21 protein-coding genes, 1 tRNA gene, 1 pseudogene and 1 riboswitch are annotated in these 24,206 nt (G+C 56.5%); of the genes and pseudogenes, 11 read left to right on the forward strand and 12 right to left on the reverse strand.

Annotated features, from left to right (window positions below; all coding sequences use genetic code 11):
- Window positions 1-57 precede the first annotated feature (57 nt).
- The 5 genes from prfB (at window position 58) to WG934_RS07115 (ending at window position 5,072) form a co-directional block, all read left to right on the forward strand.
- Window positions 58-1,200, forward strand: a complete 1,143-nt coding sequence (gene prfB / locus WG934_RS07095; protein WP_339989415.1) for a peptide chain release factor 2 — start codon at window positions 58-60, stop codon at window positions 1,198-1,200.
- A 59-nt stretch (window positions 1,201-1,259) separates the two neighbouring features.
- A complete protein-coding gene (gene ftsE / locus WG934_RS07100; protein WP_339979264.1) occupies window positions 1,260-1,949 on the forward strand; it encodes a cell division ATP-binding protein FtsE in 690 nt (229 codons plus the stop codon).
- Window positions 1,950-1,979: 30 nt separating this feature from the next.
- Entirely contained in the window at window positions 1,980-2,882 is a 903-nt protein-coding gene (gene ftsX, locus WG934_RS07105; RefSeq protein ID WP_339979266.1) for a permease-like cell division protein FtsX, read from the forward strand.
- Window positions 2,883-2,954: 72 nt separating this feature from the next.
- Complete coding sequence (ppk2, locus tag WG934_RS07110) at window positions 2,955-3,872, forward strand: polyphosphate kinase 2 (RefSeq protein WP_339979268.1); 918 nt, start codon at window positions 2,955-2,957, stop codon at window positions 3,870-3,872.
- Between the two features lie 84 nt (window positions 3,873-3,956).
- Window positions 3,957-5,072: an enoyl-CoA hydratase/isomerase family protein gene (locus tag WG934_RS07115; protein ID WP_339979270.1), complete on the forward strand. Its 1,116-nt coding sequence runs from the start codon at window positions 3,957-3,959 to the stop codon at window positions 5,070-5,072.
- Window positions 5,073-5,109: 37 nt separating this feature from the next.
- On the opposite strand, the gene WG934_RS07120 is transcribed toward WG934_RS07115, so the two are convergent.
- Entirely contained in the window at window positions 5,110-5,991 is an 882-nt protein-coding gene (locus WG934_RS07120; RefSeq protein WP_339989418.1) for a YwiC-like family protein, read from the reverse strand.
- 179 nt (window positions 5,992-6,170) lie between these two features.
- A riboswitch (FMN riboswitch) is annotated at window positions 6,171-6,370 on the forward strand.
- 19 nt (window positions 6,371-6,389) lie between these two features.
- Between WG934_RS07120 and pnuC the strand changes: the two genes are divergently transcribed.
- Window positions 6,390-7,136 (forward strand): nicotinamide riboside transporter PnuC, encoded by a 747-nt coding sequence (gene pnuC / locus WG934_RS07125; RefSeq protein WP_339989627.1) that lies wholly within the window; start codon window positions 6,390-6,392, stop codon window positions 7,134-7,136.
- Here the strand turns inward: pnuC and WG934_RS07130 are convergent.
- A pseudogene (locus WG934_RS07130) lies at window positions 7,079-7,591 on the reverse strand (nucleosidase); the annotation flags it as partial. The gene pnuC and the pseudogene WG934_RS07130 overlap by 58 nt on opposite strands.
- Before the next feature lie 43 nt (window positions 7,592-7,634).
- Here WG934_RS07130 and WG934_RS07135 point away from each other — a divergent pair.
- Window positions 7,635-8,342 (forward strand): hypothetical protein, encoded by a 708-nt coding sequence (locus WG934_RS07135; RefSeq protein WP_339989420.1) that lies wholly within the window; start codon window positions 7,635-7,637, stop codon window positions 8,340-8,342.
- Window positions 8,343-8,398: 56 nt separating this feature from the next.
- On the opposite strand, the gene WG934_RS07140 is transcribed toward WG934_RS07135, so the two are convergent.
- Window positions 8,399-8,731 (reverse strand): ArsR/SmtB family transcription factor, encoded by a 333-nt coding sequence (locus WG934_RS07140; RefSeq protein ID WP_339989423.1) that lies wholly within the window; start codon window positions 8,729-8,731, stop codon window positions 8,399-8,401.
- 147 nt (window positions 8,732-8,878) lie between these two features.
- On the opposite strand from WG934_RS07140, the gene arsB reads away from it, so the two are divergent.
- A complete protein-coding gene (gene arsB / locus WG934_RS07145; protein WP_339979643.1) occupies window positions 8,879-9,925 on the forward strand; it encodes an ACR3 family arsenite efflux transporter in 1,047 nt (348 codons plus the stop codon).
- Here the strand turns inward: arsB and WG934_RS07150 are convergent.
- The 3 genes from WG934_RS07150 to WG934_RS07160 form a co-directional block, all read right to left on the reverse strand.
- On the reverse strand, window positions 9,922-11,568 hold the full coding sequence (locus WG934_RS07150) for a peptide chain release factor 3 (RefSeq protein ID WP_339979283.1): 1,647 nt from the start codon (window positions 11,566-11,568) through the stop codon (window positions 9,922-9,924). The two genes, arsB and WG934_RS07150, sit on opposite strands and share 4 nt — an antisense overlap.
- A gap of 74 nt (window positions 11,569-11,642) precedes the next feature.
- Window positions 11,643-12,578, reverse strand: coding sequence for an SDR family NAD(P)-dependent oxidoreductase (locus WG934_RS07155; RefSeq protein WP_339989425.1), 936 nt, complete (start codon window positions 12,576-12,578; stop codon window positions 11,643-11,645).
- Between the two features lie 9 nt (window positions 12,579-12,587).
- Entirely contained in the window at window positions 12,588-13,487 is a 900-nt protein-coding gene (locus tag WG934_RS07160; RefSeq protein WP_339989428.1) for an HAD-IIB family hydrolase, read from the reverse strand.
- 243 nt (window positions 13,488-13,730) lie between these two features.
- Between WG934_RS07160 and WG934_RS07165 the strand changes: the two genes are divergently transcribed.
- Window positions 13,731-15,182, forward strand: a complete 1,452-nt coding sequence (locus tag WG934_RS07165) for a glyceraldehyde-3-phosphate dehydrogenase (protein WP_339989430.1) — start codon at window positions 13,731-13,733, stop codon at window positions 15,180-15,182.
- A gap of 134 nt (window positions 15,183-15,316) precedes the next feature.
- On the opposite strand, the gene pth is transcribed toward WG934_RS07165, so the two are convergent.
- From pth to WG934_RS07195, 6 genes are all read right to left on the reverse strand, one after another.
- Window positions 15,317-15,937 carry an aminoacyl-tRNA hydrolase gene (gene pth / locus WG934_RS07170; protein WP_339989432.1) on the reverse strand — a complete coding sequence of 207 codons (621 nt, stop codon included), beginning with the start codon at window positions 15,935-15,937 and terminating at the stop codon, window positions 15,317-15,319.
- Window positions 15,938-16,091: 154 nt separating this feature from the next.
- Entirely contained in the window at window positions 16,092-16,724 is a 633-nt protein-coding gene (locus WG934_RS07175; protein WP_339989435.1) for a 50S ribosomal protein L25/general stress protein Ctc, read from the reverse strand.
- A 13-nt stretch (window positions 16,725-16,737) separates the two neighbouring features.
- A complete protein-coding gene (locus WG934_RS07180) occupies window positions 16,738-16,887 on the reverse strand; it encodes a hypothetical protein (RefSeq protein ID WP_339989437.1) in 150 nt (49 codons plus the stop codon).
- 260 nt (window positions 16,888-17,147) lie between these two features.
- Entirely contained in the window at window positions 17,148-18,125 is a 978-nt protein-coding gene (locus WG934_RS07185) for a ribose-phosphate diphosphokinase (RefSeq protein WP_339979300.1), read from the reverse strand.
- Between the two features lie 8 nt (window positions 18,126-18,133).
- Window positions 18,134-19,603 carry a bifunctional UDP-N-acetylglucosamine diphosphorylase/glucosamine-1-phosphate N-acetyltransferase GlmU gene (glmU, locus tag WG934_RS07190; RefSeq protein WP_339979303.1) on the reverse strand — a complete coding sequence of 490 codons (1,470 nt, stop codon included), beginning with the start codon at window positions 19,601-19,603 and terminating at the stop codon, window positions 18,134-18,136.
- A gap of 86 nt (window positions 19,604-19,689) precedes the next feature.
- A tRNA-Gln gene (locus tag WG934_RS07195) sits at window positions 19,690-19,760 on the reverse strand.
- Window positions 19,761-19,818: 58 nt separating this feature from the next.
- Here WG934_RS07195 and WG934_RS07200 point away from each other — a divergent pair.
- Both WG934_RS07200 and mfd read left to right on the forward strand, forming a co-directional pair.
- A complete protein-coding gene (locus tag WG934_RS07200) occupies window positions 19,819-20,517 on the forward strand; it encodes a TetR/AcrR family transcriptional regulator (RefSeq protein ID WP_339989440.1) in 699 nt (232 codons plus the stop codon).
- Window positions 20,518-20,588: 71 nt separating this feature from the next.
- Window positions 20,589-24,206 (forward strand): transcription-repair coupling factor, encoded by a 3,618-nt coding sequence (gene mfd, locus WG934_RS07205; RefSeq protein ID WP_339989442.1) that lies wholly within the window; start codon window positions 20,589-20,591, stop codon window positions 24,204-24,206.

The raw sequence follows: 24,206 nt of genomic DNA on the forward strand, positions 1-24,206 counted from the left end.
TGCAGAACCTGCACGGTCTGTGTAGTTATTAAGGTGCAGGGCGCTACAGTGGATGCCGTGAATGCCCCCGTTAATCCCGACGTGAATGCTGACCTGGCCAACCTCGATTCCATTCTGACCACTATTGAAAAGGTCGTGGATCTGGAGGAACTCGCTACTCGTGCTCGCGAGTTGGAAGATCAAGCTGCGGATCCGTCGTTGTGGGACGACCCTGATCATGCACAGCAGGTCACTAGTGACTTGTCGGCAACACAGGCGAAGATCAAGAAGATCACCGCGTTGCGCGAACGTCTCGACGACCTGCCGGTGATGTACGAGCTTGCCAATGAAGAAGCAGGTGAGAGTGCTGATGCCGGCGCTGAGGCGCGTGAGCTGGCCGACGAAGAACGCGCTGAAATTCGGACTGCAATCGAGTCGTTGGAAGTGCAGACGATGTTGTCCGGTGAATACGACGAGCGCGAAGCCGTCATAAACATTCGCTCCGGTGCTGGTGGCGTTGACGCTGCAGACTGGGCAGAAATGCTGATGCGCATGTACATCCGCTGGGCAGAAAAAGCCGGACACAAGGTAGATGTGTACGACATTTCCTACGCAGAAGAAGCCGGCATTAAGTCGGCAACCTTCGTTGTACACGGTGAATACACCTACGGAACTTTGTCGGTAGAGCAGGGCACGCATCGCCTGGTGCGTCTGTCGCCGTTTGACAACCAGAACCGTCGTCAGACTTCGTTTGCAGAGGTCGAGGTGCTACCGGTTGTGGAAACGACAGATAAGATCGAGATTCCTGAGACCGATATCAAGATGGATGTGTTCCGATCGTCCGGTCCTGGCGGTCAGTCCGTGAACACGACGGACTCTGCAGTGCGTATTACTCACGTGCCGACGGGAATCGTCGTCACGTGTCAGAACGAAAAGTCCCAGCACCAGAACAAGGCTTCTGCGCTGCGTGTCCTGCAGGCGAAGTTGTTGGAGCGCAAGCGCCAAGAGGAAAAGGCTGAAATGGACGCGCTCGGCGCGGGCGGAAATGCGTCGTGGGGTAACCAGATGCGCTCGTACGTGTTGCATCCGTATCAAATGGTGAAGGATTTGCGGAATAGCTTTGAGGTGAATAACCCTCAAGCTGTGTTGGACGGCGACATTGATGGCTTCTTGGAGGCCGGAATTCGTTGGCGAATGGCACAGCAAACTGGGGGAGAGTAGCGGTGGCGCTGCCCGCCAAACTGTGATCCGTGTTGCCTGTGTGACTAGAGTGGCTAGATGTGATCACATTCGACCGGGTAACAAAGACCTATTCCACGTCTACGCGACCGGCTCTCGACGACGTCTCTGTCACTATCGACAAAGGTGAATTCGTCTTCCTCATTGGGCCGTCTGGATCAGGAAAGTCCACTTTCCTGCGTTTGATGGTGCGTGAAGAAAAGCCAGATTCCGGCAAGCTATTGGTGGCTGGCAAGGACCTCGCCGCCATGCCTAATCGGCAAGTGCCAAAATTGCGTCAGCGCATCGGCTATGTTTTCCAGGATTTCCGACTTCTGCCCAAGAAGACGGTCTACGAGAACGTGGCATTCGCGCAGCAGGTGATCGGCAAGAGCAAGGACAAGATCGCCAAGTCTGTCCCAGAAACCCTCGAAATGGTGGGGCTTGAAGGCAAGGCGAATCGCTACCCACATGAGCTCTCCGGTGGTGAACAGCAGCGTGTGGCTATTGCGCGCGCATTTGTGAACCGTCCGCTGGTTCTGCTTGCCGACGAGCCAACAGGCAACCTCGACCCTGATACCTCTGCGGACATTATGTTGCTGCTTGACCGCATCAATCGTCTGGGTACGACCGTCATTATGTCGACCCACGATAGCGGCGCAGTCGATGCAATGCGCCGTCGTGTGTTGGAACTGTCCCTCGGCAAATTGGTCCGTGATGACGCCACTGGCGTCTACGGACTTGGCCGCTAGTAGAAGAAGAAAAGGAGGGACGTCAACATCATGAAAACTCGTCTCGTGCTTGGCGAAGCATTTTCCAGCCTTGGCCGAAATCTCACGATGACCATTGCGATGATCATCACCACTGCCATTTCTCTCGCGTTGCTTGCGACCGGAATTCTGGTCACTGACATGACCAACCGGACGAAGGACATGTACCTTGATCGCGTCGAGGTGCAGGTAGAGCTGAGCGATACCGTTTCATCGGACGATCTGAGCTGTACTTCGCCGGAATGTGCCGAGGTAAAGACGAAGCTGGAAAGCACGGACGGCATTGAGTCCGTGACGTTCCGCAATCGTCAACAAAACTTCGAGCACTTCACCAAGATGTTTGAGAAAACCGATCCTGAGCTAGTCGCGAGCGCGACTCCAGAATCACTGCCAGCGGTGCTGCTGGTACGTCTCGACGATCCGACGGACACCTCTCCGCTTGATCAGGTTCGAGACATGCCGCAAGTGCAGTACGTCACGGATCAGCGTGACGACGTTAATAACGCTGCAAAGAACCTTGACTCCGTTCGAAACGCAGCGTTCTTGATCGCCGGTGTGCAGGCACTGGCCGCAGTCTTCTTGATTGCAAACATGGTGCAGATCGCTGCATACTCTCGTCGCACGGAAGTCGACATCATGCGGATGGTGGGTGCGACCCGTTGGTTCACGCAAGCACCATTTGTGCTGGAAGCAGTTATTGCTTCGTTCCTTGGTGGCGTACTCGGTGTGGCTGGCCTGTTTGCGGGCAAGGCTGCAGTCGTCGATCCAGCAATGCAGGATATTTACCGCGCTCAACTCGTAGCGCCGGTCACGAATGCCGACATTTGGATGGTGGCGCCGATCATTATCCTGATCGGCATGGTGTTCGCGGGTCTCACTGCGCAAATCACCTTGCGCTATTACACCCGTAAATAACCTTCACTTAGGCGGTATTTACCGCCAAACCCGATTGTCAAAGGGTAGGCGCTGGCAGGTAGTATTTTTACCATGACCAAGGATGACAGCCAGCGCCCACCGAAGCTCGACAAAGTCGCCTATGAAAAGGAGCTCAAAAGGCTCCAGGCTGAACTCGTCGAAATGCAGCAGTGGGTCGTAGAAACCGGTGCTCGCGTTGTAATCGTGATGGAAGGTCGTGACGCAGCCGGTAAGGGCTCCGCGATCAAGCGCATCACCCAGTACTTGAACCCACGTACTTGTCGTATTGAGGCGCTTCCTGCGCCAACGACTCGTGAACAGGGTCAGTGGTACTTCCAGCGTTATGTTGAGCGTCTGCCAACCGCTGGTGAAATCGTCATTTTTGACCGCTCCTGGTACAACCGAGCTGGCGTCGAACGCGTCATGGGCTTCTGTACCTCTCAGGAGTACCGTCGCTTCCTGCACCAGGCCCCAATTTTCGAGCGCCTGCTTGTTGAAGACGGCATCATCTTGCGCAAGTACTGGTTCTCAGTATCGGACGAAGAGCAGGTTAAGCGCTTCTCGTCTCGTCGTGAAGATCCTTTGCGTCGCTGGAAACTGTCTCCAATGGACCTCGAATCCATTACTCGCTGGGAGGACTACTCTCGCGCGAAGGATGAGATGTTCATTCACACCGACATCCCATCGGCACCCTGGTTCACGGTCGAGTCGGAGGACAAGAAGCGTTCGCGCATCAATGTCATCAATCACCTGCTGAACACCATTCCTTACGAGCACATCGAATGGAACGTGCCAGAAATTCCGCAGCGACCAGAATCCGAGTCGAACTATGAGCGTCCACCACGCACGGAGTTCCGTTACGTACCGGATGTGGCAGCGAAATTGGAAAAGCAGGCGACGAGCAAGAAGCCTGCAAAGAAGACTGACAAAAAGTCCGAGAAAAAGACTGACAAGAAGTCTGACAAGAAGAGCAAGTCTTCCAAGAAGTAGCTACACGGAAGTAAATCCTTTTTGCCTGCGAGGATTTCTGTAATCCCAACCACAAATAGTTAGTGGTGTGTAACACTGTGAGGCATGACTCAGATTTCTGATAACTCACAGCAGTCCGCCTCTGTCGTGGCACAGGTTTCCGGCGTCTCCGGACGGTTGCTCCTCAACCGCCCGAAGGCGCTTAACTCTTTGGACCTGGAGATGGTCCACGAAATTACGTCCGCCATGAACGAATGGCGTGACGACGACGTCGTGAAGCAGATTGTCCTGTATTCGGATCACCCGAAGGCATTCTGTGCAGGCGGCGATGTGCGTACGATCCGTCAGCAGATTCTCGATGAGCAGTTCGATGAGTGCGAGAAGTTCTTCATCGACGAGTACGTCATGAACGCCGGTATCGCGGAGTTTGGCGAGTCGAAGCCGTACGTAGCCATCATTGATGGCATTGCTATGGGCGGTGGCCTGGGTGTGTCGCTGCATGGTACCCACCGCATTATCACTGAGCGAGCAAGCGCAGCTATGCCGGAGACTGCTATCGGTTTCGTTCCTGATGTGGGTATTACTCACTTCTCGCAGCATGTGAAGACGCAGGATGGCGATTCCTCAAAGGCTATCGCGCGTTTCACGGGCCTTACCGGCTACCGACTGAATGCAGCTGACCTGTTGTACGCAGGGTGGGGCACGCACTTCGTTGCACACGGTGATCTGGAGGATTTCCAGGAGCTTCTCGACGCCGAGGGCATCGATGCAGCACTGGCAAAGTTCGCGAAGAGCGACGCTGAGGCAGCAGAGATTCTTGGCGAGTCCAAGATCAAGGCAATGCGTCCATGCATCGAAGCGATCTTCGGGTTCAATACTTGGGCTGAGATGGAATCGGCGCTGGCAAATGCTGCCAGTGGTGCAGGAGATGCTGCAAAGGAGTGCTCGCCGGAGCACGTGGAGGAGTTCCAGAAGCTGCTGTCTTCAGGTGCGGTTCTGTCGAACGTTGCCGCAGTGGAGCTTTACGCTGCAAACGCTGGCGATATCACCGTCCGCGAGGCTCTGGACAATGAGCTGAAGCTGGGCGAGTACATGCGTCGTCATCCAAACTTCGTTGAAGGTGTCCGCGCAGTGCTTGTGGATAAGGATCGCAATGCTGCGTTCGTTCCTGAGTCCACCGCCGATGTTGATGTCGAAGCACTTCGCGCAACGTTGAAGTAGTGCTGCGCGTGGCCGCGTTGCTCAAAAGCAACGGCGGTCAGAGCAATGCCGCCGCAACCACGAGGACAGTAATGACTGCCTCGATAAGCCCGACCGTTTTCGGACGCCATGGCTGGTTGCGGCGTTCGCCTGTGTACGGCATAAGGTACGACCGGGCGACCAAAACTACCGCGACGACAATTGCAAACCAGTGGACGAGCCCCATTGCCGTTCCAATGATCGAGGCAATGAGTACTCCAACGTGATAGGTCACCGAGCCGATCAACCAGTTGCGATGGCCACGTTCGCGGATGAGGGTTTTCACGTATGGGACCGTGCCTACAAAGAACGCCACGTACACGGCGAACGCAACCCAGGCTGCGTGATGTCCGAAGCCGCCGCTGCTTGCCGACGCAACAACTGGCGTCATCAGACATGCCGCAATCACCGTTGAGACTCCGGAAAGGAGTGAACGGGGGCGACGCTTCCACGCTTCGTGCACTGCTATGGCGACCAGTGGTAAGAATGCTGGAATCCAGCGGATAAGGGTCCAATCGGCGATGAGAGCCACAATGCCGGCAAGGGCAGTAAGTGCTCCGTATGCGAACACTGGAGGCCGGTTAGTGTCGCGAAAGCGGGATCGAATCCAGATTCCTGCTGCGAAGAAGGTGAAATAGCCGAACCACCACGTAAGCAATACGGCAACAGCAGTCCAACTCGGGGACAGTAGAACGCCAGTGAGAGCCGGCACCGTAACCATGAACCAGGCTCCGTGCTGGTCTGGCACCCAACCCTTGGCTCGCTTGGTGCGACGTTTTGTGGGGGAGGCCTTGGTATGGGGCTTATTTTTGCGTGGCCTTTGGGCGTGGGGTGTCTTGTTACCAAGTTGCTCGTTGTCAGAAGCCTTTGTGCCTGAGTGGTTCGCTGCAACTTTTCCCATGATTACTACAGTAGCTTGAGTCGCCTTAAATGCGTATTCAACATACCTAATATGTGTGCTGGTGTACGTAGTCGGCGGTTTTTACAGGGGCAGCCGAGATCGCGCTCATGGTTTCACTGGTCGTGGCCAATTCCCGCGAAAAGTACCCAGCGTCCACAGCAGGAGTGCTACCGTAAAGCACACATTCTCAGGGCGGGGCGAAATTCCCCACCGGCGGTGACGTTCATGGCCAGCGATCTACGATCGCGTGGTCGTACCAACATGCAGTCTTGCAGTTGGTCAGTGAAATAAGTCCGCGAGCGCTTCCGGGCACGGAAGGTCAGCAGATTTGGTTGGAATCCAAAACCGACGGTCATAGTCCGGATGGAAGAGAAGGAGATTTTCTCGTGGATTTTTTCATGCACAATTTCTTGACTGCACAAGTCACTATCGCTGGCGCGCCGATCCTTATCAGGGAAATCATCGGCAACGTTTTCGGCCTCGGTTCCGCCTACTTCGGAATGAAACGAATGGTGTGGGCATGGCCAATCGGCATCATCGGCAACATTTTGTTGTTTACTGTCTTCCTCGGCGGTGTTTTCCATACTCCGCAAAACCTTGACCTTTATGGGCAAGCAGGACGACAAGTGATGTTCATGGCTGTCAGCCTGTATGGCTGGTGGAAGTGGGGACAGACTCGTCGTAACGCAAGCGCGCAGAACGTAAGCGGAGAAGCCGTCGATCCACGGTGGGCGACCACGCAGGAGCGCATCGGGTTACTCCTCGTCGCAGTTGTCGGAACGATCGCGTGTGCCAAAGTTTTCCAGGCGTTGGGCTCGTGGGGTCCATGGGCTGACGCGTGGATCTTCATCGGATCGATGCTGGCAACGTGGGGTATGGCGCGCGGAATCAACGAATTCTGGTTGATCTGGATTGCCGTCGATATTGTTGGCGTGCCGCTGCTTTTCGCCGGTGGCTATTACCCATCCGCAGTGCTCTACCTTGTTTACGGCGTGTTTGTGTCTTGGGGATTTGTTACTTGGGTGCGACTCAAGAAATCAGACATCACCCTTGAACATTCCTCGACACCATCTGCCCACAGTTTTCCGGCATCTCGGCCGGCGGAGTCTGACACGAGTTTGATGAGCGAAACCGGCACATCATAACGGCGCGCCACCCACGCAATGGCGTATCCCTCCATGTCAACGAGATCCGCCCGCTTCGCCAGCTTGCGACGCATCGCCGGATCTTCCAAAAAGACGTCGCCGGTAGCTAACCGTAGGCAGTCCTCGTCATCGTTCAGTTGAATCGGTGGGTATGCAGTATCTCCGGTGATTCTGCGTATCGACGAATGCGAGAAATCATGCAGCTCAACATGGCCAACACGATGTACGCCAGACACGTTCTTTAACGCGCCTGCCGTGCCAATGTTGATAATTTCGCGGGGCAGTGGCCCACGGGCGAGAACGTCGGTAAGCGCAAAAGTAGCTCGAATGCGGCCGATGCCGGTCAGTAGGATAGGCCAATCGCTGTCGAGATGTTCAGCTTCCTCTTGAGCCGCAACAACAAGTAGTGGTGCCTCGGGGTCGATCGGTGACAGAAGCTCGGGCAGCGTAATCATAGTTATAGACTAGCCCGACCCGAAGTTGATTAGGATAGGCCACGTGACGTTCCGACCAGATAACTCCCGTACTAATCGTGCTTCTCAGGCAGAGGAGCGCGCGCGAATGCTCGTGCAAGAAGTGCTGGACCGTGAAGAGCGAGTCCGCAACAAGCTTGCCTCGCCCGAGGTTGACCCATGGGCGATGAGGTTCATCGTGGACGATTCGATCCAGCAGGGTCCTATTGCCGCGTGGCGCGAAGCTGCTGGTCGCGCGCGCCGAATCATGCGTCGTTTCGACATTCAGGCGGGCTACCGCGAGAAGTTGCGCGACGTGGAAAAGCGCATTGATTCCATGCTGTACCTCGCCGAGTCTTTGGAGGAGGCATGGGATGATGCCGCGGCGTCGTCGAAAGCGCTTTCCGACGCAGAGTCGAAGAATGTTGAAGCATTCGAAAAGGAGCGCGAGCGCCAGAACAATATTGCTGAGGTGAAGCGTCAGCGGGACGAAAAGCGCCGAGAGTTCCGTCGTAAAGCGGAACATATGGCAAATGATGCCTTGGGGAAGACGCGCGAAGCCGGCGGTGAAGTGTTGCGCAGGTCAATTGACGTTGGGCGCGAGGCTCTAGAGAAGCTTCCGAATATTTTTGGTGCCAGTGGCGTCGCGGGTAGTGGTTTTCCGGGATTCGTCAAGAAGGATGAGGAGCCAAGGGAGGTTCGTAAGGCGACGGCGCGGGATTTGCGCAAGGAGCCGCCACTGCCGGAGGACTAGGCAGGTAGAGAGCCCGTGTTCGGAGTGGTGTTTTCGGAGCTAGAGCGGGCTCGGTGTTATCTCTCAACTTGCTGTTGAACGAGCTCCAGGAACTCCGGATTAAAAGACGTGGCAATGCTGAAAAAGCTCCATTTGCCACGCTTTTCTCGATTCAGGACACCGGCATCGACAAGCTTTCCTAAATGATGCGAGACGGTCGACTGGCTCATGTTGAAGGCTTCTGGAAATGCGCAGGCGCAGACCGCGTCGTCCGATGCATGAATGTAGAGGGCGAGTTGCAGGCGGGTTTTATCCCCCAGTGCCTTAAAGATCTCCACGATGGGAGTAATCGCAGCGGAGTCCTGGACTATTACGGATCGCGTGCAGGTCTCATCGTCGTGGGTATTCATGTCTTTACTGTACGTCGCCGGTGAAAAACACGTGGTCATTTAGATGTATCGACAAGTATCGATACATGGAGTAAGTTGACCACCATGAACACTGCTGAAAAGACAGCTGACCACAGTGTCGAACGGCACGACACAGCCGCCTCGAAAATGTCATTCCTCGATCGTTGGCTCGCCGTGTGGATCCTCCTCGCGATGGGGCTAGGCCTTGTGCTGGGTCGACTCTTGCCTGGGATCAATGATGCGCTCAGTGCGATGGAGATCGGTAGCATTTCGATCCCGATCGCCATCGGCCTGCTGGTCATGATGTATCCGCCACTAGCAAAAGTACGTTATGACAAGACTGCCGAAATCACCGCTGACCGTAAACTCATGGCCATTTCACTTGTGCTGAATTGGCTCATCGGCCCCGCTCTGATGTTCGCTCTCGCCTGGACATTCCTGCCCGATAGCCCCGAGCTGCGCACTGGCTTGATCATTGTCGGTCTCGCACGCTGCATCGCGATGGTTCTGGTTTGGAACGACCTCGCTTGCGGAGACAGTGAAACTGCCGCCGTCCTCGTCGCCATCAATGCTGTGTTCCAAGTACTTCTCTATGGCGTGCTTGGTTGGTTCTACCTGCAAGTTCTTCCAGGGTGGCTTGGCTTGCCGACGACCTCCGCCAATTTCTCATTCTGGTCCATCGTCGGCAGTGTCGCCGTGTTCCTCGGTATTCCACTGCTTGCCGGAGCCCTATCCCGCATCATCGGTGAGAAGACCAAGGGTCGAGAATGGTACGAGGGCACATTCTTGCCAAAGATTTCGCCACTAGCCCTGATCGGTCTGCTGTACACGATCGTGCTCCTGTTCAGCCTCCAGGGAGAAGCGATTACCAAGAATCCGGGCACCGTCGTCCGTGCTGCTGTGCCACTGTTGGGCTACTTCGTCATCATGTTCGTTGTCGCTCTGTTCGCGTCCAAGGCAGTCGGCCTTAACTACGCGAAATCTGCGTCGGTAGCGTTCACGGCTGCAGGCAACAACTTCGAGTTGGCAATCGCAGTCGCCGTCGGCACGTTCGGTGCAACATCAATGCAAGCGCTGGCTGGAACCATTGGCCCGCTGATCGAAGTTCCCGTACTAGTGGGGCTTGTATACGTCAGCTTGTGGCTGGCACCAAAGTTGTTCCGAGACGATTCCTCGGTGCCAGCGCGACGCTAGTCGGCAACCAGTGTTTCAAGGGTGAACTCTGGATGCTCCTTCTCAATGAAGGACAGCTTCCACTTGTCACCGAACAAGGCGATGATAGCCCCGTCGGAGCGAGTGAAGATTTCTACACCACGCTGCTTCGCCAACTCTGGGGCTGTCTTTTCGTCAGTACGACGCGCAACTGAGTATGGAATTGGATCCGTGACGGTCTCCACGTTGTATTCGACTTCCATACGACCCTGCATGACCTCGAACTGCATCGGGCCGACAGCAGCCATGACGGGTGCTGCGTCACCACGAGCGTCGTTACGCAGAATTTGGACCACGCCTTCGGCATCAAGCTGATCGATTGCCTTACGGAACTGCTTGTACTTGCCGAGGCTCTTCGCCCGCAGCGTTCGGAAATGCTCCGGCGCGAACTGGGGCATTGGCTTGAACTGGACCTTTGGGCCAGCGTAGATAGTGTCGCCTGGGGCAAGAGAACCAGCGTTGACGAGGCCCACGATGTCGCCAGGGTAGGCAGTCTCGACCGTCGAACGGGTACGGCCAAACACCGTCAACGCGTACTTCGTAGAGAAGGAACGGCCCGACTGCGCATGCGTCACCTGCATGCCACGTTCAAACTCGCCAGACACAACGCGCATAAACGCCAACTTGTCTCGGTGATGCGCGTCCATTCCGGCCTGCACCTTGAAAATGACGCCAGCAAACGGATCGGTAGGCTCACGCTTCTCGACGATCGCCGTCTGGCCAGATCCCGCCGCAGCAGCGACTGCGTTCGGGTCAGATTCGCGAGCAGCAGGAGCCGGCGCAAGCTCGCAAAGAGTATCCAGAATCTGGTGGACACCCCAGTTCAGCATGGCCGAGGCGAAAATCACTGGTGAGGTATCGCCGGCGAGATACATTTCCTGGTCGTGATCCGCGCCGTCGGCGGATAGCAACTCCGACTCTTCCGCGGCGGTTTCCCACGCGTCACCCTGCTCAGCTGCAGCTTCGTCAGGAGTAAGGTGCGTTTCCGATGCGATGGTGGATCCACCAGCGGTGCGTTCGAAGCGAATGAACTCGATTGCTTCGCCATCTTCGCCACGGTGTAGCAAGCCACGGAAGTCACCAGCGTCGCCGACTGGCCAGAACAGGGGAGTTGGCTGCAACTCAATTTCCTCATAGATCTCGTCCATGAGCTCGAGTGGAGCCTTGCCGGGGCGGTCCCACTTGTTAATCACCGTGACAATAGGAATGCCATTTGCCTTACAGACTTTAAACAGCTTCAACGTCTGGGGTTCGAGGCCCTTCGCGCCGTCGACAAGCATGACAGCAGCATCGACAGCAGTGAGAACTCGGTAGGTATCCTCCGAGAAATCCGCGTGACCTGGGGTATCCACCAGGTTGATCATGAAAGGCTCGCCCTCATGGTCCTCCGGGGCATACTCGAACTGCAGCGCGGACGATGCGATAGAAATACCGCGATCCTTTTCCATTTCCATCCAGTCAGAAACGGTTGCTTTACGCCCGGCCTTGCCGTGGACAGCACCTGCCTCGGAAATTACGTGTGCGTGCAGCGCCAGCGCTTCGGTCAACGTGGATTTACCAGCGTCCGGGTGGGCGATAACAGCGAATGTGCGGCGGCGTGTGGCTTCCTCGGCAAGGGTGGTCATGGTCAACAAGAGTAGTAGGTGGCCAGGATCGATCCCAATTTGGCCAACTCTAGCAACAGGGACCGTTGAGCTCCCTAGTGTTCGCGCAGTTGCAAGTAGCGTTCCGTCATGTCGTAGAGCTTTTCCGTTGAAGAATCGTCGTACGCAATCTTGCGGATCTTTCCCGGAGTGCGACGGTCGTTGTAGAACAGCCCTGACTTCCACGCGATGTCTGGTGTGCCATCGATGAAGTAGGCCAAATTCTCACCACCCTTTGCGACGTCGCTCATTACCTTGCGAGCCGGCGAATGATAACCGAGTGCGAGAAGCCCGCGAGTGCCGGACGCAAAGTTTGTGGCAATCACTCCAGGATGAAATGCCACCGCATTCAGACCTTGGCTGTGAAAGCGTCGATGCAGCTCGTGAGTGAACATCACCTGCGCCAACTTGGAGTTTCCGTAGGCGCGCCGGGAACTGAAGCGACTGAGCGATTGCGTGTCTTTAAACGAGAATCGGCTCAGGTACTGGGCAGCTACTGACGAGGTGTTGACGACAGTGGCGTTGGCGCTGATCAGTTTGTCGAGAAGCAAAGTTGTCAGCAAGAACGGCGCTGCGTAGTTCACCTGCCATGTGAGCTCGTAGCCGTCCTTCGTGATCAGCGGGCCATCGAAGTATCCGCCAGCGTTGTTCGCGAGGACATCAATGTGCGGATGGTTGTCTTTGAGTGTTTGCGCCAGAGCTCGAACTTCACTGAGGTCAGAGAAATCAGCGGTGTAGTACTTCGCATTAATCTGCTGTGCGACAGACCGGGTTTTCTCTGGGTTACGACCTACGAGAACTAGCTCGGTGGGAGAGTCATCGTACTGATGAGCAGCATGCAGAGTGAAAGCTGCCGACTTTCCAATGCCATCGCTTGCGCCTGTGATGACAATCGTTCGTGCCTTCGGCCTCGCTTTGGGCAGCCCTTCGGTCGTTGCTTCAGGCGTTGCCTTTTGAGTTGCTTCTGGGGTCTCTTCTTCGGGCCGTGACATACGCCTAGGCTACGACTCTAAGAATTGCCTCAGGATTGTCACTACACCATTCTGGGTGTTCGCTGGAGCGTGGTTCGTTGCCCGTTCGGCAATCAGGGGGTGCGCATTTGCCATTGCGTAGGACTTCCCAGAAAAGTCAAGAAGTTCCAGGTCATTCAGGTAATCGACGAAGCAGACCGTGTCTTCTTGGCTAACCCCGAGCGCTTCCTGTAAATCGCGCAGTGCTGTGCCCTTGTTCACTTTCGGATCGATCAGGTCCACCCACCGTGCACCCGACACCACTGGTCGTAAACCTGCTACCCGAGCTCCCAGGAACGGTGCTACACCGAGATCTTCCACATCACCGAATGCATAAATAGCAAGCTTTACGACGTTGTCATTCGCCAATACCGTCTCCAGGTCGTCGACGAGCGCTAGCTCGGCGTAATACTTGTTCGCTTCGTTGAAAAAGGACGTGAGCCGATCGGTGGTAGCTGGATCAGTGGCGGGGTAGCGCTCAATGTATGCGCTCTTGTGTCCACACACGACGAGGCCAAGCACTGGCTCATCGTTATTGGCACTCTGAAGATTGAAATCGTTGACCGCTGTGGCCGTGGCCCGAACAGCATCGCGGGTTAAGACGGTCGCAGAGACCACGTTGCCTTGATGGACGACGAAATTGCCGTTCTCGCAAATGAAGGAAATGCGGTCGGAAATGCTGGCAAACTGCGTCGCCAAGCGAGCGAACTGTCGCCCCGATGCAGGAGCGAAGAACACGCCCCGATCCAAAAGTTCAGAGATGGTTGGCCAGAAGGAATCTGGAATGTTGCCGTCGCCGTCGAGAAGTGTTCCATCCATATCGGTGACTACCAGACGTGGCAAGGAAACGGGAGAGGGATCTGTGGGCGGGACGGCAGGTGCGGAATGCATGCTGTCAAGTTTAGGCCACAGTCTAATAATCATTACCCCCGAAACTTACGCCTGGGTTAGCTCGAGAACACGAGAAAGCAATTCCTAGGTAAATTTGAACGTGGACTCATAATCTCAGCTGACAGGCCACGAAACAGTCACGAGACAGTTTTGCCTACACGGCATAGTTGGGCCGAATTGACGCTTGGTTACCCATGATTCCCTTGTTCTGAATTATCTGATTCTGAATCCTCAGGAGGACAAATGCCGGAGTCGGCCTCGAATAACCACAACGACTGGAACGAACGTATCGAGATTGCGGAGAAGATGATCCCGCTGCTCGGTCAGCTCCGTCGTAACAAGAACGTGGTTACCTCTATTTTCGGTCGTCGACTGGAGAATGTCACCGAGATTGACATTGTGAAGTCGCATCGATTCGCTCGCCGCATCATTGATCAGGAGCTGCCACTGACGCAGACCCTGCCAATCCTCGAGCGACTGGTCGAGATGGACTTGGGCACCTCGTCGATCGACCTCGGTACCCTCGCGACTCGCTACGAAGAGCAGGGAGGCGACCTGCAGGAGTTCCTGAACAAGGAGCTCGCAGACGTTATCGGCACCGGCAACGACACTCCAAAGACGGACGTAGTTCTGTACGGTTTCGGCCGCATCGGCCGCCTGTTGGCTCGCATCCTGCTGTCTCGTGAAGCACTGTTCAACGGTCCACGCTTGCGCGCAATCGTCGTACGTAGCAAGGGGGACATCGACATTGAGAAGCGTGCATCCCTGCTCCGCCGTGACTCCGTACACGGCGCATTCGACGGCACGATCACCGTCGATAAGGAAAAGAACATCATCTGGGCTAACGGCACCCCAATTCAGATGATTTACGCTGGTGACCCATCGGCGATTGACTACACCGAGTACGGCATCGACAATGCAATCGTCGTTGACAACACCGGTGCATGGCGTGACCGCGATGGTCTGTCGCAGCACTTGAAGTCGAAGGGTGTTGCTCGCGTTCTGCTGACCGCTCCAGGCAAGGGCGACATCAAGAACATTGTTTACGGAATCAACCACAAGGACATCGAAGACTCCGACAAGATTCTGTCGGCTGCTTCTTGTACCACCAACGGCATTACTCCAGTGCTGAAGGTTCTGAACGACAAGTGGGGCGTCAACCACGGTCACGTCGAGACGGTTCACTCCTTCACCAACGACCAGAACCTGATCGACAACTTCCACAAGGGTGATCGTCGTGGTCGCGCAGCAACCCTCAACATGGTGCTGACCTCCACGGGTGCTGCAAAGGCTGTTGCGAAGGCACTGCCAGAGTTCGAAGGCAAGCTGACCGGTAACGCAATTCGCGTACCAACCCCAGATGTCTCGATGGCTGTTCTGAACCTGACCATGGAGAACGACGTCACCCGCGACGAAGTCAACGACTACCTGCGCGACGTTTCTCTGCGTTCTGTTCTGCGCCAGCAGATCAACTACATCCACTCGCCAGAGGTTGTTTCGACCGACTTCGTTGGTTCCACCCACGCTGGCATCGTCGATGGTTTGGCTACCATCGCCAACGGCAAGCAGCTGGTTCTTTACGTCTGGTACGACAACGAGTTCGGTTACTCGAACCAGGTCATTCGTATCGTTGAGGAAATCGCAGGCGCACGCCCAGTCGTGTACCCGAAGCGAAAGCACCTCGACGAGCTGTAAGAGGTTGTCGGCGATGCCACCCAGCAGCCGCAGGGCGGTTGGAGGGCGGTTGCTAGACAGCGTTGGATAGCGAAAGCTGCTCCTTTCCCATTATTTGGGGAGGGAGCAGCTTTTCGGCTTCGAAGTGCCCTCAGCTATTTCCCATGCACGTGGTTCTGCGCCACCTCAAGACCATGCTTGGCGATAAGCTCCACGGCATCGGCAGCGTCCTGAATAATGAAGGGCAGTTCCTTGCGTTCGGTCGTCGAAAAGCTGCGGAGCACATAATCCGCCGGATCCTGTCGGCCCGGTGGGCGGCCGATACCGACGCGCACGCGCAGGTAATCTTTGGTGCCCAGGGATTTCGTGGTGGAGCGCAATCCGTTGTGGCCGCCCTCGCCACCGCCACGCTTGAGACGAATGCTGCCGGGCTCGACATCAAGTTCGTCGTGAACAACGATGACATTCGTCGGAGCGACGTTGAAGAACTTCGTCAGCGCCGCAATCGGACCTCCCGACAGATTCATAAAACACCGGCATTTAGCCAAAATGACCTGTCGTTCCGACCCATCCGGGTTGCTCCACCGGGTCTGCACAATCTCTGCATTTGATCGCTTGTGCACGCTAAACGTCGATGCCATCGGAACCGTCCGCGACGCGAGCTCATCCAACACCATATGGCCGACGTTATGCCGAGTGTCCGCATATTTCGGTCCAGGGTTGCCAAGGCCAACTACCAAAATCGGATCCGTGTTTGAGCTTTGCGACGAATTCATACCTATCATCTTGGCACACCCAGTCGGGAGTGAGTCTTTGAGGCGAACTGATGAGAAACGACCCCGAAAACCACAAAACGCGCCACAACCCGACAATCGGGAAGTGGCGCGTTTCTAGAGCACGCAACTAGCGTGCTAAGCGACTAGCGAAGAATTACTCTTCACCCTCAGCTGCTGGTGCTTCGCCCTCAGCTGCCTCGCCTTCTTCGGTTTCTTCGTCCTCAGCTGGCTGCTCCTCTGGCTCAACAACGTTGAAGATGAGCAGTTCAGCGTCGTCAGCAAGCTCGAGGCCTTCTGGCAGCTTGACGCCACCAGCGTGAACCTGGGTGCCAACCTCTGCGCCCTCGAGATCGACGACGATCTCTTCTGGAATGGAGAGTACTGGTGCAACAACGAGGATGGTCTCTGCGTCCTGCATGAGCAGTGCGCCTGGAGCAACTTCACCGGAGTGAACAACTGGGACCTCAACCTCGACCTTTTCGCCGCGGTGAATAGCCAGCAGGTCAGCGTGGTCAACGTCGAGGGTCAGCGCGTTCTGGTCAACTGCCTTAACCATGGACAGCTGGGACTCGCCCTCAACGTCCAGGTCGATGACAGCGTTGATGCCGTAGTTACGCAGAACTGCGTGGAACTCGATGGAATCAACGAGAACGTGCATTGGGGCATCCAGGTCTGCACCGTAGATAACCACTGGGATGTCGCCTGCGCGACGTGCACGGCGAGCGGCACCCTTGCCGAACTCGGTGCGGTTGCGAGCTTCAAGCTTCACGATATTTGGCTTAGCCATAGTCTGAGGACTCCTAAACGTAAATGGTTGCGTTATCCGGGAGTCGAGCACGTGCCGCGTCCAGTGCATTATGTGCTTCACACAGTGCTTCACGACGATTGCCCTCAAGCAATCTCGCTACTGGTTGCTGCGTCGCGTCGATAACGGGGCCGATCAGGGCCACCCTCGCCGAGACTTACCGGGAAGATGCTACCGGTCTGCGGTCAGAAAAGGAAATCTCGGGTAGGGAAGGGCCCCAGGGGTTGAGGGACTGACCTTTGGCGTTGAGCGTCGGGAAATGCTGCCTGGAAATGGCAGACGCATGATCTGAGCCTTCACGCGTGGCGAGGTCACGTACCCTAGCCCAAAACACAGAAAGCCCCACACCGATCAGATGTCATCGGTGTGGGGCGGTAGAACGAAGCGACTACAGCAGTGTCGAAACTAGGCCTGGCCCTCAAACAAGGTGGTGACAGAACCGTTCTCGAAGATCTCGTGAATAGTCTGAGCCAACAGCGGAGCGATCGGCAGCACAGTCAGGTTGTCCCAGCCCTCGGTGCTCTGTGGCAGAGTGTCGGTGGTCAAGATCTCGCGCGCGCCACAAGCAGACAGGCGTTCACGAGCTGGGCCCGAGAAAACACCGTGGGTAGTGGCGATGATGACATCCTGCGCGCCAGCCTCACGAAGAACCTGGACTGCACCGGCGATAGTTCCACCAGTGTCGATCATGTCGTCGATAAGCAGGCAGGTCTTGCCGGAAACGTCGCCAACAACGCGGTTAGCAACAATCTCGTTTGCAACATCGACCGAACGAGTCTTGTGAATGAACGCCATTGGGACATCGCCCAGGGTGTTCGCCCACTTCTCGGAAGCCTTCACACGACCAGCATCAGGGGAGACCACAACCAGGTTTTCCAGGGTGTAGTTCGTCTTGATGTGATCAGCGAGGATTGGCATCGCATGCATGTGATCGACCGGACCGTCGAAGAAGCCCTGAATCTGATCGGTGTGCAGGTCGACCGAAACGATGCGGTCTGCGCCTGCTGCCTTCAGCAAATCTGCAACCAGGCGAGCGGAGATAGGCTCGCGGCCACGGTGCTTCTTGTCCTGACGTGCATAAGGGAAGAACGGCAGAATTGCGGTGATGCGCTTTGCCGAACCACGCTTCAGCGCGTCAATCATGATGAGCTGTTCCATCAGCCACTTGTTCAGTGGCGCTGGGTGAGCCTGCAGCACGAAAGCATCGGAACCACGTACGGACTCCTCGAAGCGAACGAAAATCTCACCGTTCGCGAAGTCGCGGGCGGTCATTGGGGTCAGTTCGACACCCAGCTCCTTGGCGACTGCCTCGCCCAACTCCGGGTGCGCGCGCCCGGAGAAAAGCATTAGGTTCTTCTGACTATCGATCCATTGGCCGGTCATAAGCTGCTCTAGCCTTCCTGGTCATTCTTCTCTTGTGCTGCTTTGGCGGCATTGGCAGCCGGGGTGCCCGGGCGCTTCTGCTCAACCCATCCCTCAATGTTGCGCTGACGGCCACCACTGACTGCAAGCGCTCCCGGAGGAACATTGTCTTTAATTACAGTACCCGCTCCCGAGTACGCTCCATCGCCAACCTCTACTGGTGCGATGAACATCGTGTCCGAACCGGTACGAACATGATTACCGATCTTGGTGCGGTGCTTGTTCACGCCGTCGTAATTGACGAAGACACTCGACGCGCCAATATTGGACTGTTCGCCAATTTCGGCATCGCCAACGTAGGTGAGGTGTGGCACCTTGGAACCGCGTCCGATCTGCGCATTCTTGGTTTCCACAAAGCCACCCAGCTTGCCATCCTCGCCGAGCTTCGTGTTCGGGCGGATGTACGTGAACGGTCCTACATTCGCATTAGCGCCGATCTCCGAATCAGAACCGTGCGCGCGAACGACAGTTGCACCTTCACCGATAACCATGTTGGTCAGCGTCGTATCCGGGCCAACCTCGGCGCCTTCCTTGACGACGGTCTTTCCATACAGCTGTGTTCCCGGGTAGATGGTGACATCGCGTTCGATAGCAACGTCAACATCGATCCACGTGGAAGCAGGGTCGATGATGGAAGCGCCATTGCGCATGTGCTTTTCACAGATGCGGCGGTTCAGTTCCTTGCCGAGAGCTGCCAGCTGGACACGGTCATTGGCACCAGCGACAACCATTGGGTCCGAAAGGCGGTGGCCGCGGACGGAACGGTTCGCCTCACGCGCGATGCCAATGACATCGGTCAAGTACAGCTCGCCCTGAGCGTTGTCAGTGTTGAGCTTTGTCAGTGCGTCGCGAAGTGTTGCTGCATCAAAGGCGTAGACACCGGAGTTGACTTCGGTGACCTGACGTTCGTCGTCGTTAGCATCTTTTTCTTCCACGATGCGCAGAACTTCGCCGTCAGAGTTGCGGATGATGCGACCGTAGCCAGTTGGGTTGTCCGCGGTGGAGGTGAGGACGGTGACAGCAGCGCGTGGCTTGCGGTTGTGCTCGGTAAGGAGCGCCTGAAGAGTTTCGGCGTCGAGGAGCGGGACATCCGAAGTGGTCACCAAAATGGTGCCTTCGAACTCTGCCAGGTCAGCATTGGTGAATGCGCACTGTACCGCGTGGCCGGTGCCGTTCTGCTCGTCTTGGTGGGCGATGCCGACGCCTTCGGTGCGACCGGACTTTTCCACCCACTCGCCGATGGCGGTGATGACCTTTTCGCGCTGATGGCCAACGACCACAGCAATCTGTTCTGGATTGAGTCCGTGAGCAGCGTAGAGAGCATGCTCCAACATGGTGCGACCGCCGATGCCGTGCAGCATCTTTGGTGTAGCGGACTTCATACGGGTGCCTTGGCCTGCTGCCAAGATGACTACTGCGGTGGCTGAACCGTCAGTCATACGTTGCTACTCCTAGATCGGGTGCATCTCTTGCAACTGTGGTGCAACACAGACTCCGCGGGCCAAAAGCGCTAACCCTTCGGAAGCTCCCCCACCAGGACTCGAACCTAGAATGCTGGTACCAAAAACCAGAGTGTTGCCATTACACCATGGGGGACTGGCCTTCAGAAGGCCACTGGAACACGATACCAAGACTAACCGCTAGGCTCACAAATATGGGTAGTAACACCACTCGGCGTCGGATGACTCGGCTTCAGCGTCGCGCACAGCTGATAACTATCGGCCGTGCCGTTTTTGCAGCCAGGGGCATGGAATCGGCGGCGATGGAAGAAATAGCGGCGGCTGCAGGTGTGTCGAAGCCTGTTGTGTACGAACACTTCGGCAGTAAAGAAAATCTGTACAAGGCAGTCGTTGAAGAAGAAAAGGCTGCCCTGGAAGATGCCATCACCAGCGCCATTTCTTTGGGGCGATCGCGAGTTCGCATCGAGCAGGCTGTGCTGGCAATTCTGACTTACGTTGAAGAAAACCCAGAGGGTTTCACCATTCTCGCCCGCGACCCGGGCGCGAGCGGTGGCTATGCCACGTTGCTTGGCAATGCGACAGAATCGGTCAGCCCCATTCTTGGTGCAGCGTTTGAACGCGCTGGCTTTGACCGTCGTTTCGCAGTGCTCTACGCAAACTCACTTGTCGGCATGGTGTCGCAGACTGCGCAGTGGTGGATGGAGAGAAGGGATCAATTAGCTGAGCTGGACAAGGAAACAGTCGCTGCTCATATCGTGAACCTCTGTTGGAATGGCCTGGCTGGCATGGAGTCAGACCCAAAGCTGCTGGATGAAGTTGACGGCCCAATTGCAGCGCAGGGTGCGCGTTTGGGTGCTGGCGAAGAGGCAGATCCAGCGCATGGAGTGCGGTAGTTCTCACGGCTAGCCACGCAACTCACTGATGCTCAAAGCGCACTCTGATCACACGCGTTAAGCTTTAGCCCATGTCTTCTTCCGCTCCAGGATCCACCACACAACCTGTGGCACCGTTGTCTGGTCTTGCACATCTCGTACGCACTGATCCTCAGCTGTCGGGAGTGCTCACTCGAATCGGGCAGGATGACCTGGCGCTTTCCGGCCTTGACCGCGTCCGTCCGCATCTCGTTGCTGCGATGGCAGCTAAGGCTCCGGTACTCGCGGTAACCGCGACTGGTCGTGAAGCAGAAGACCTCGCTGCTGAACTTCGTTCCATGTTGGGACACAAGGCCGCATACTTTCCTTCGTGGGAAACGCTTCCACATGAGCGGTTGTCGCCAGCGGTGGACACAGTAGCGCGACGTCGTGAAGTCTTGCACCATGTCCGCTCGGGTCAGGTTCGTGTTGTGGTCGCTGCGGTGCGATCCCTGGTGCAGCCGATTCTTGACGACACCCATGATCCCAACGCCGCCCCCATTCTGATCAAGGTCGATACTGACTGCGAGAACCTGCCAGAACGGCTGGTCGCACATGGCTATTCGCACGTCGATATGGTGGGTCGCCGTGGTCAGTTCGCCGTCCGTGGCGGCATCGTCGACATGTTCCCTGCGACAGCTGAACTACCTATTCGCGTCGAGTTCTGGGGCGATGAAGTCACCGACATTCGCGCCTTCTCCGTCGGCGATCAACGCACGATCGCCGAAGTCGACATCGCTGAAGTCGAGGTCTTTGCGTGTAGGGCACTGCTTCTCGACGATGACGTCGTCACGCAAGCACAGAAACTTGCAGCGCAGCGCTCCGGTGGAGTGCAAGAAATGCTGACGCGCATTGGAGAAGGGCAGTGGGTCGATGGGATGGAAGCTCTCATTCCGCTGCTGACCAAGCGCCCAATGCGCCCACTGCCCGAACTCATGCCCGATGGAACGCACACCGTGTTGTGTGGGCCCGAGCGTATTCGTTCGCGTGCTGCGGATCTCATCACTACTGGCGAAGAGTTCATGGCCGCTGCGTGGGAAACCGCAGCGATGGGTGGCTCCGCGCCTATTCCAACCGACGGGTTGGAAGCGACGGCATACCGGAGTCTCGACAGCGTGCGGATGGAACCGTGCTGGACGTTCTCGCCTCCAGGCATGTTGGAGGCCGGAGTCAGCGAAGACGACGTGTTGCCACTGACCTACGAGCCAGGCCCGGAACCACGCGGTGATCTCAAAGAAATCGGCGCCATGATGGCAAAAGTCCGAGCAGCAACCGTGGCGGGCGAACGCGTCGCATATGTGGCGGCGACGCCGGCGGGAGTTCGTCGTCAAGCAGAGAAGTTCCGGGAAGCTGGAATTGCGTGTCGAGTTGCCACCGGCCCGGAGGAGCCAGAACCAGCGCGCGTAACCGTCTACCAGGGTGTGCTGCATGGTGGTCTGGAATTCCCGCGTATGAAGGGCGGGGCGCTGACTCTTATTACGGAGTCGGACCTGACAGGTAACCGCGTCGCCGATATTGGTGCGGGACGACGCAAGCCAGCCAAGCGACGCAACCGAGTGGATCCGTTGGCTCTGCAGGCAGGCGACTATGTGGTGCACGATACGCATGGCATAGGTCGATTTGTGAAGTTGACCGAACGCACCATCGGTACCGGCGATGACCAGGCGCGACGGGAATATGTAGTGCTTGAATACGCGCCAAGCAAGCGTGGCGGTCCGGCCGATCAGCTGTATGTGCCGATGGAAAGCCTCGATCTGCTGTCGCGATATGTCGGTGGCGAGAAGCCGAGCCTATCCAAGATGGGTGGCTCTGACTGGAAGTCCACCAAACGCAAGGCGCGAGGTGCTGTTCGCGAAATCGCTGAAGAGCTGGTGAAGCTATATGCAGAACGGCAGGCCGCGCCGGGCCACGCCTTCGCGCCGGACTCTCCATGGCAACACGAAATGGAAGACAACTTCCCATTCACGGAGACGGAAGACCAGCTCACTGCCATCGACGAGATCAAATCGGACATGGAAAAGCCCGTGCCGATGGACCGGGTGCTCATCGGTGACGTGGGTTACGGCAAGACCGAAGTAGCTGTCCGAGCTGCGTTCAAGGCAGTGCAAGACGGCCGTCAGGTTGCAGTACTCGTGCCGACAACTTTGCTTGCCCAGCAGCACATTGCGACGTTCACGGAACGTATGGAGGGTTTCCCAGTCACGATTAAGGCGTTGTCGCGCTTCACCACGCCAAAGGAATCGAAGCAGGTTCTGGAAGGCCTGAAGGACGGCACAGTCGATATCGTGATCGGCACGCACCGTTTGCTGCAAACCGGTGTTTCCTGGAAGAACCTGGGTCTAGTCATCGTGGACGAGGAGCAGCGCTTTGGTGTGGAACACAAGGAGCACATCAAGGCACTTCGTCACCACGTTGACGTCTTGACCATGTCTGCAACCCCAATTCCGCGAACCCTGGAAATGTCGATCGCAGGTATTCGCGAAATGAGTCAGATTCTTACGCCGCCAGAAGACCGGCACCCAGTGTTGACCTACGTTGGTGCCCAGTCTGACAAGCAGATTGCGGCGGCGATTCGCCGAGAGTTGCTCCGCGATGGCCAGGTCTTCTACCTCCACAACAAAGTCAGCACCATCGACAAAGCTGCCCAGAACATTCGAAACTTGGTGCCAGAGGCGCGTGTCGTCGTTGCGCATGGGCAGATGGGCGAAGAGCAGTTGGAGCGCACCGTCAATGGTTTCTGGAACCGAGAATTCGATGTGCTCGTCTGTACGACGATCGTGGAAACTGGCCTCGACATCGCAAATGCGAACACCCTGATTGTTGAAAATGCCCACCATATGGGGCTCAGCCAGCTCCACCAGCTCCGTGGTCGCGTTGGTCGTTCACGCGAGCGCGCGTACGCATACTTCCTGTATCCGGCGGATCACACGCTCACCGAGACTTCCTACGATCGCTTAGCGACGATCGCGCAAAACAACGACCTCGGCGCGGGCATGGCCGTCGCAATGAAGGACCTGGAAATGCGTGGAGCCGGAAATGTGTTGGGCGCCGAGCAGTCTGGCCATATCGCCGGCGTTGGTTTCGACATGTATGTCCGCCTGGTTGGTGAAGCCGTACAAGCGCTCAAAGCGGTTGCAGATGGCACCACTGTCGATGCATCTGACCAGGAACCAAAAGAGGTTCGAATTGATCTTCCTGTCGATGCGAATATTCCAGCGGAATACGTTTCCGCCGAACGATTGCGGCTTGAGGCCTATCGCAAATTCGCGTCGGCACAGCAATTCGAAGACATTGACGTTGTCCTTGAAGAACTCGTCGATCGTTATGGCCAACCTCCAATAGAGGTGCAAAGGCTGGCAGTTATTTCACGATTGCGAATTATTTCTCGTGAATTCGGCGTGCATGAAGTTCAAGCGATGGGTCAACACATTAAGATTGGGCCTATGGAACTCGCTGATTCTAAGCAAGTTCGCCTAAAGCGTTTGCATCCGCAGTCAACATACCGAGCCGCAACACGCACTGTCTCAGTGGCGGTGCCGAAGGAAGGCCGGGGATTGCGGGCAAAACCTGTGCGCGATATTGCCCTGGTTCAGTGGGTTGCGGATTTCCTCACCGGAATGGCAGGAATACCCGTGATGGATATCTCGGGTGGCATAAAGCAGTCCGGCTAA

Origin of the sequence: Corynebacterium sp. H78 (assembly GCF_037572275.1) — a bacterium.
Taxonomy (GTDB): Bacteria; Actinomycetota; Actinomycetes; order Mycobacteriales; family Mycobacteriaceae; genus Corynebacterium.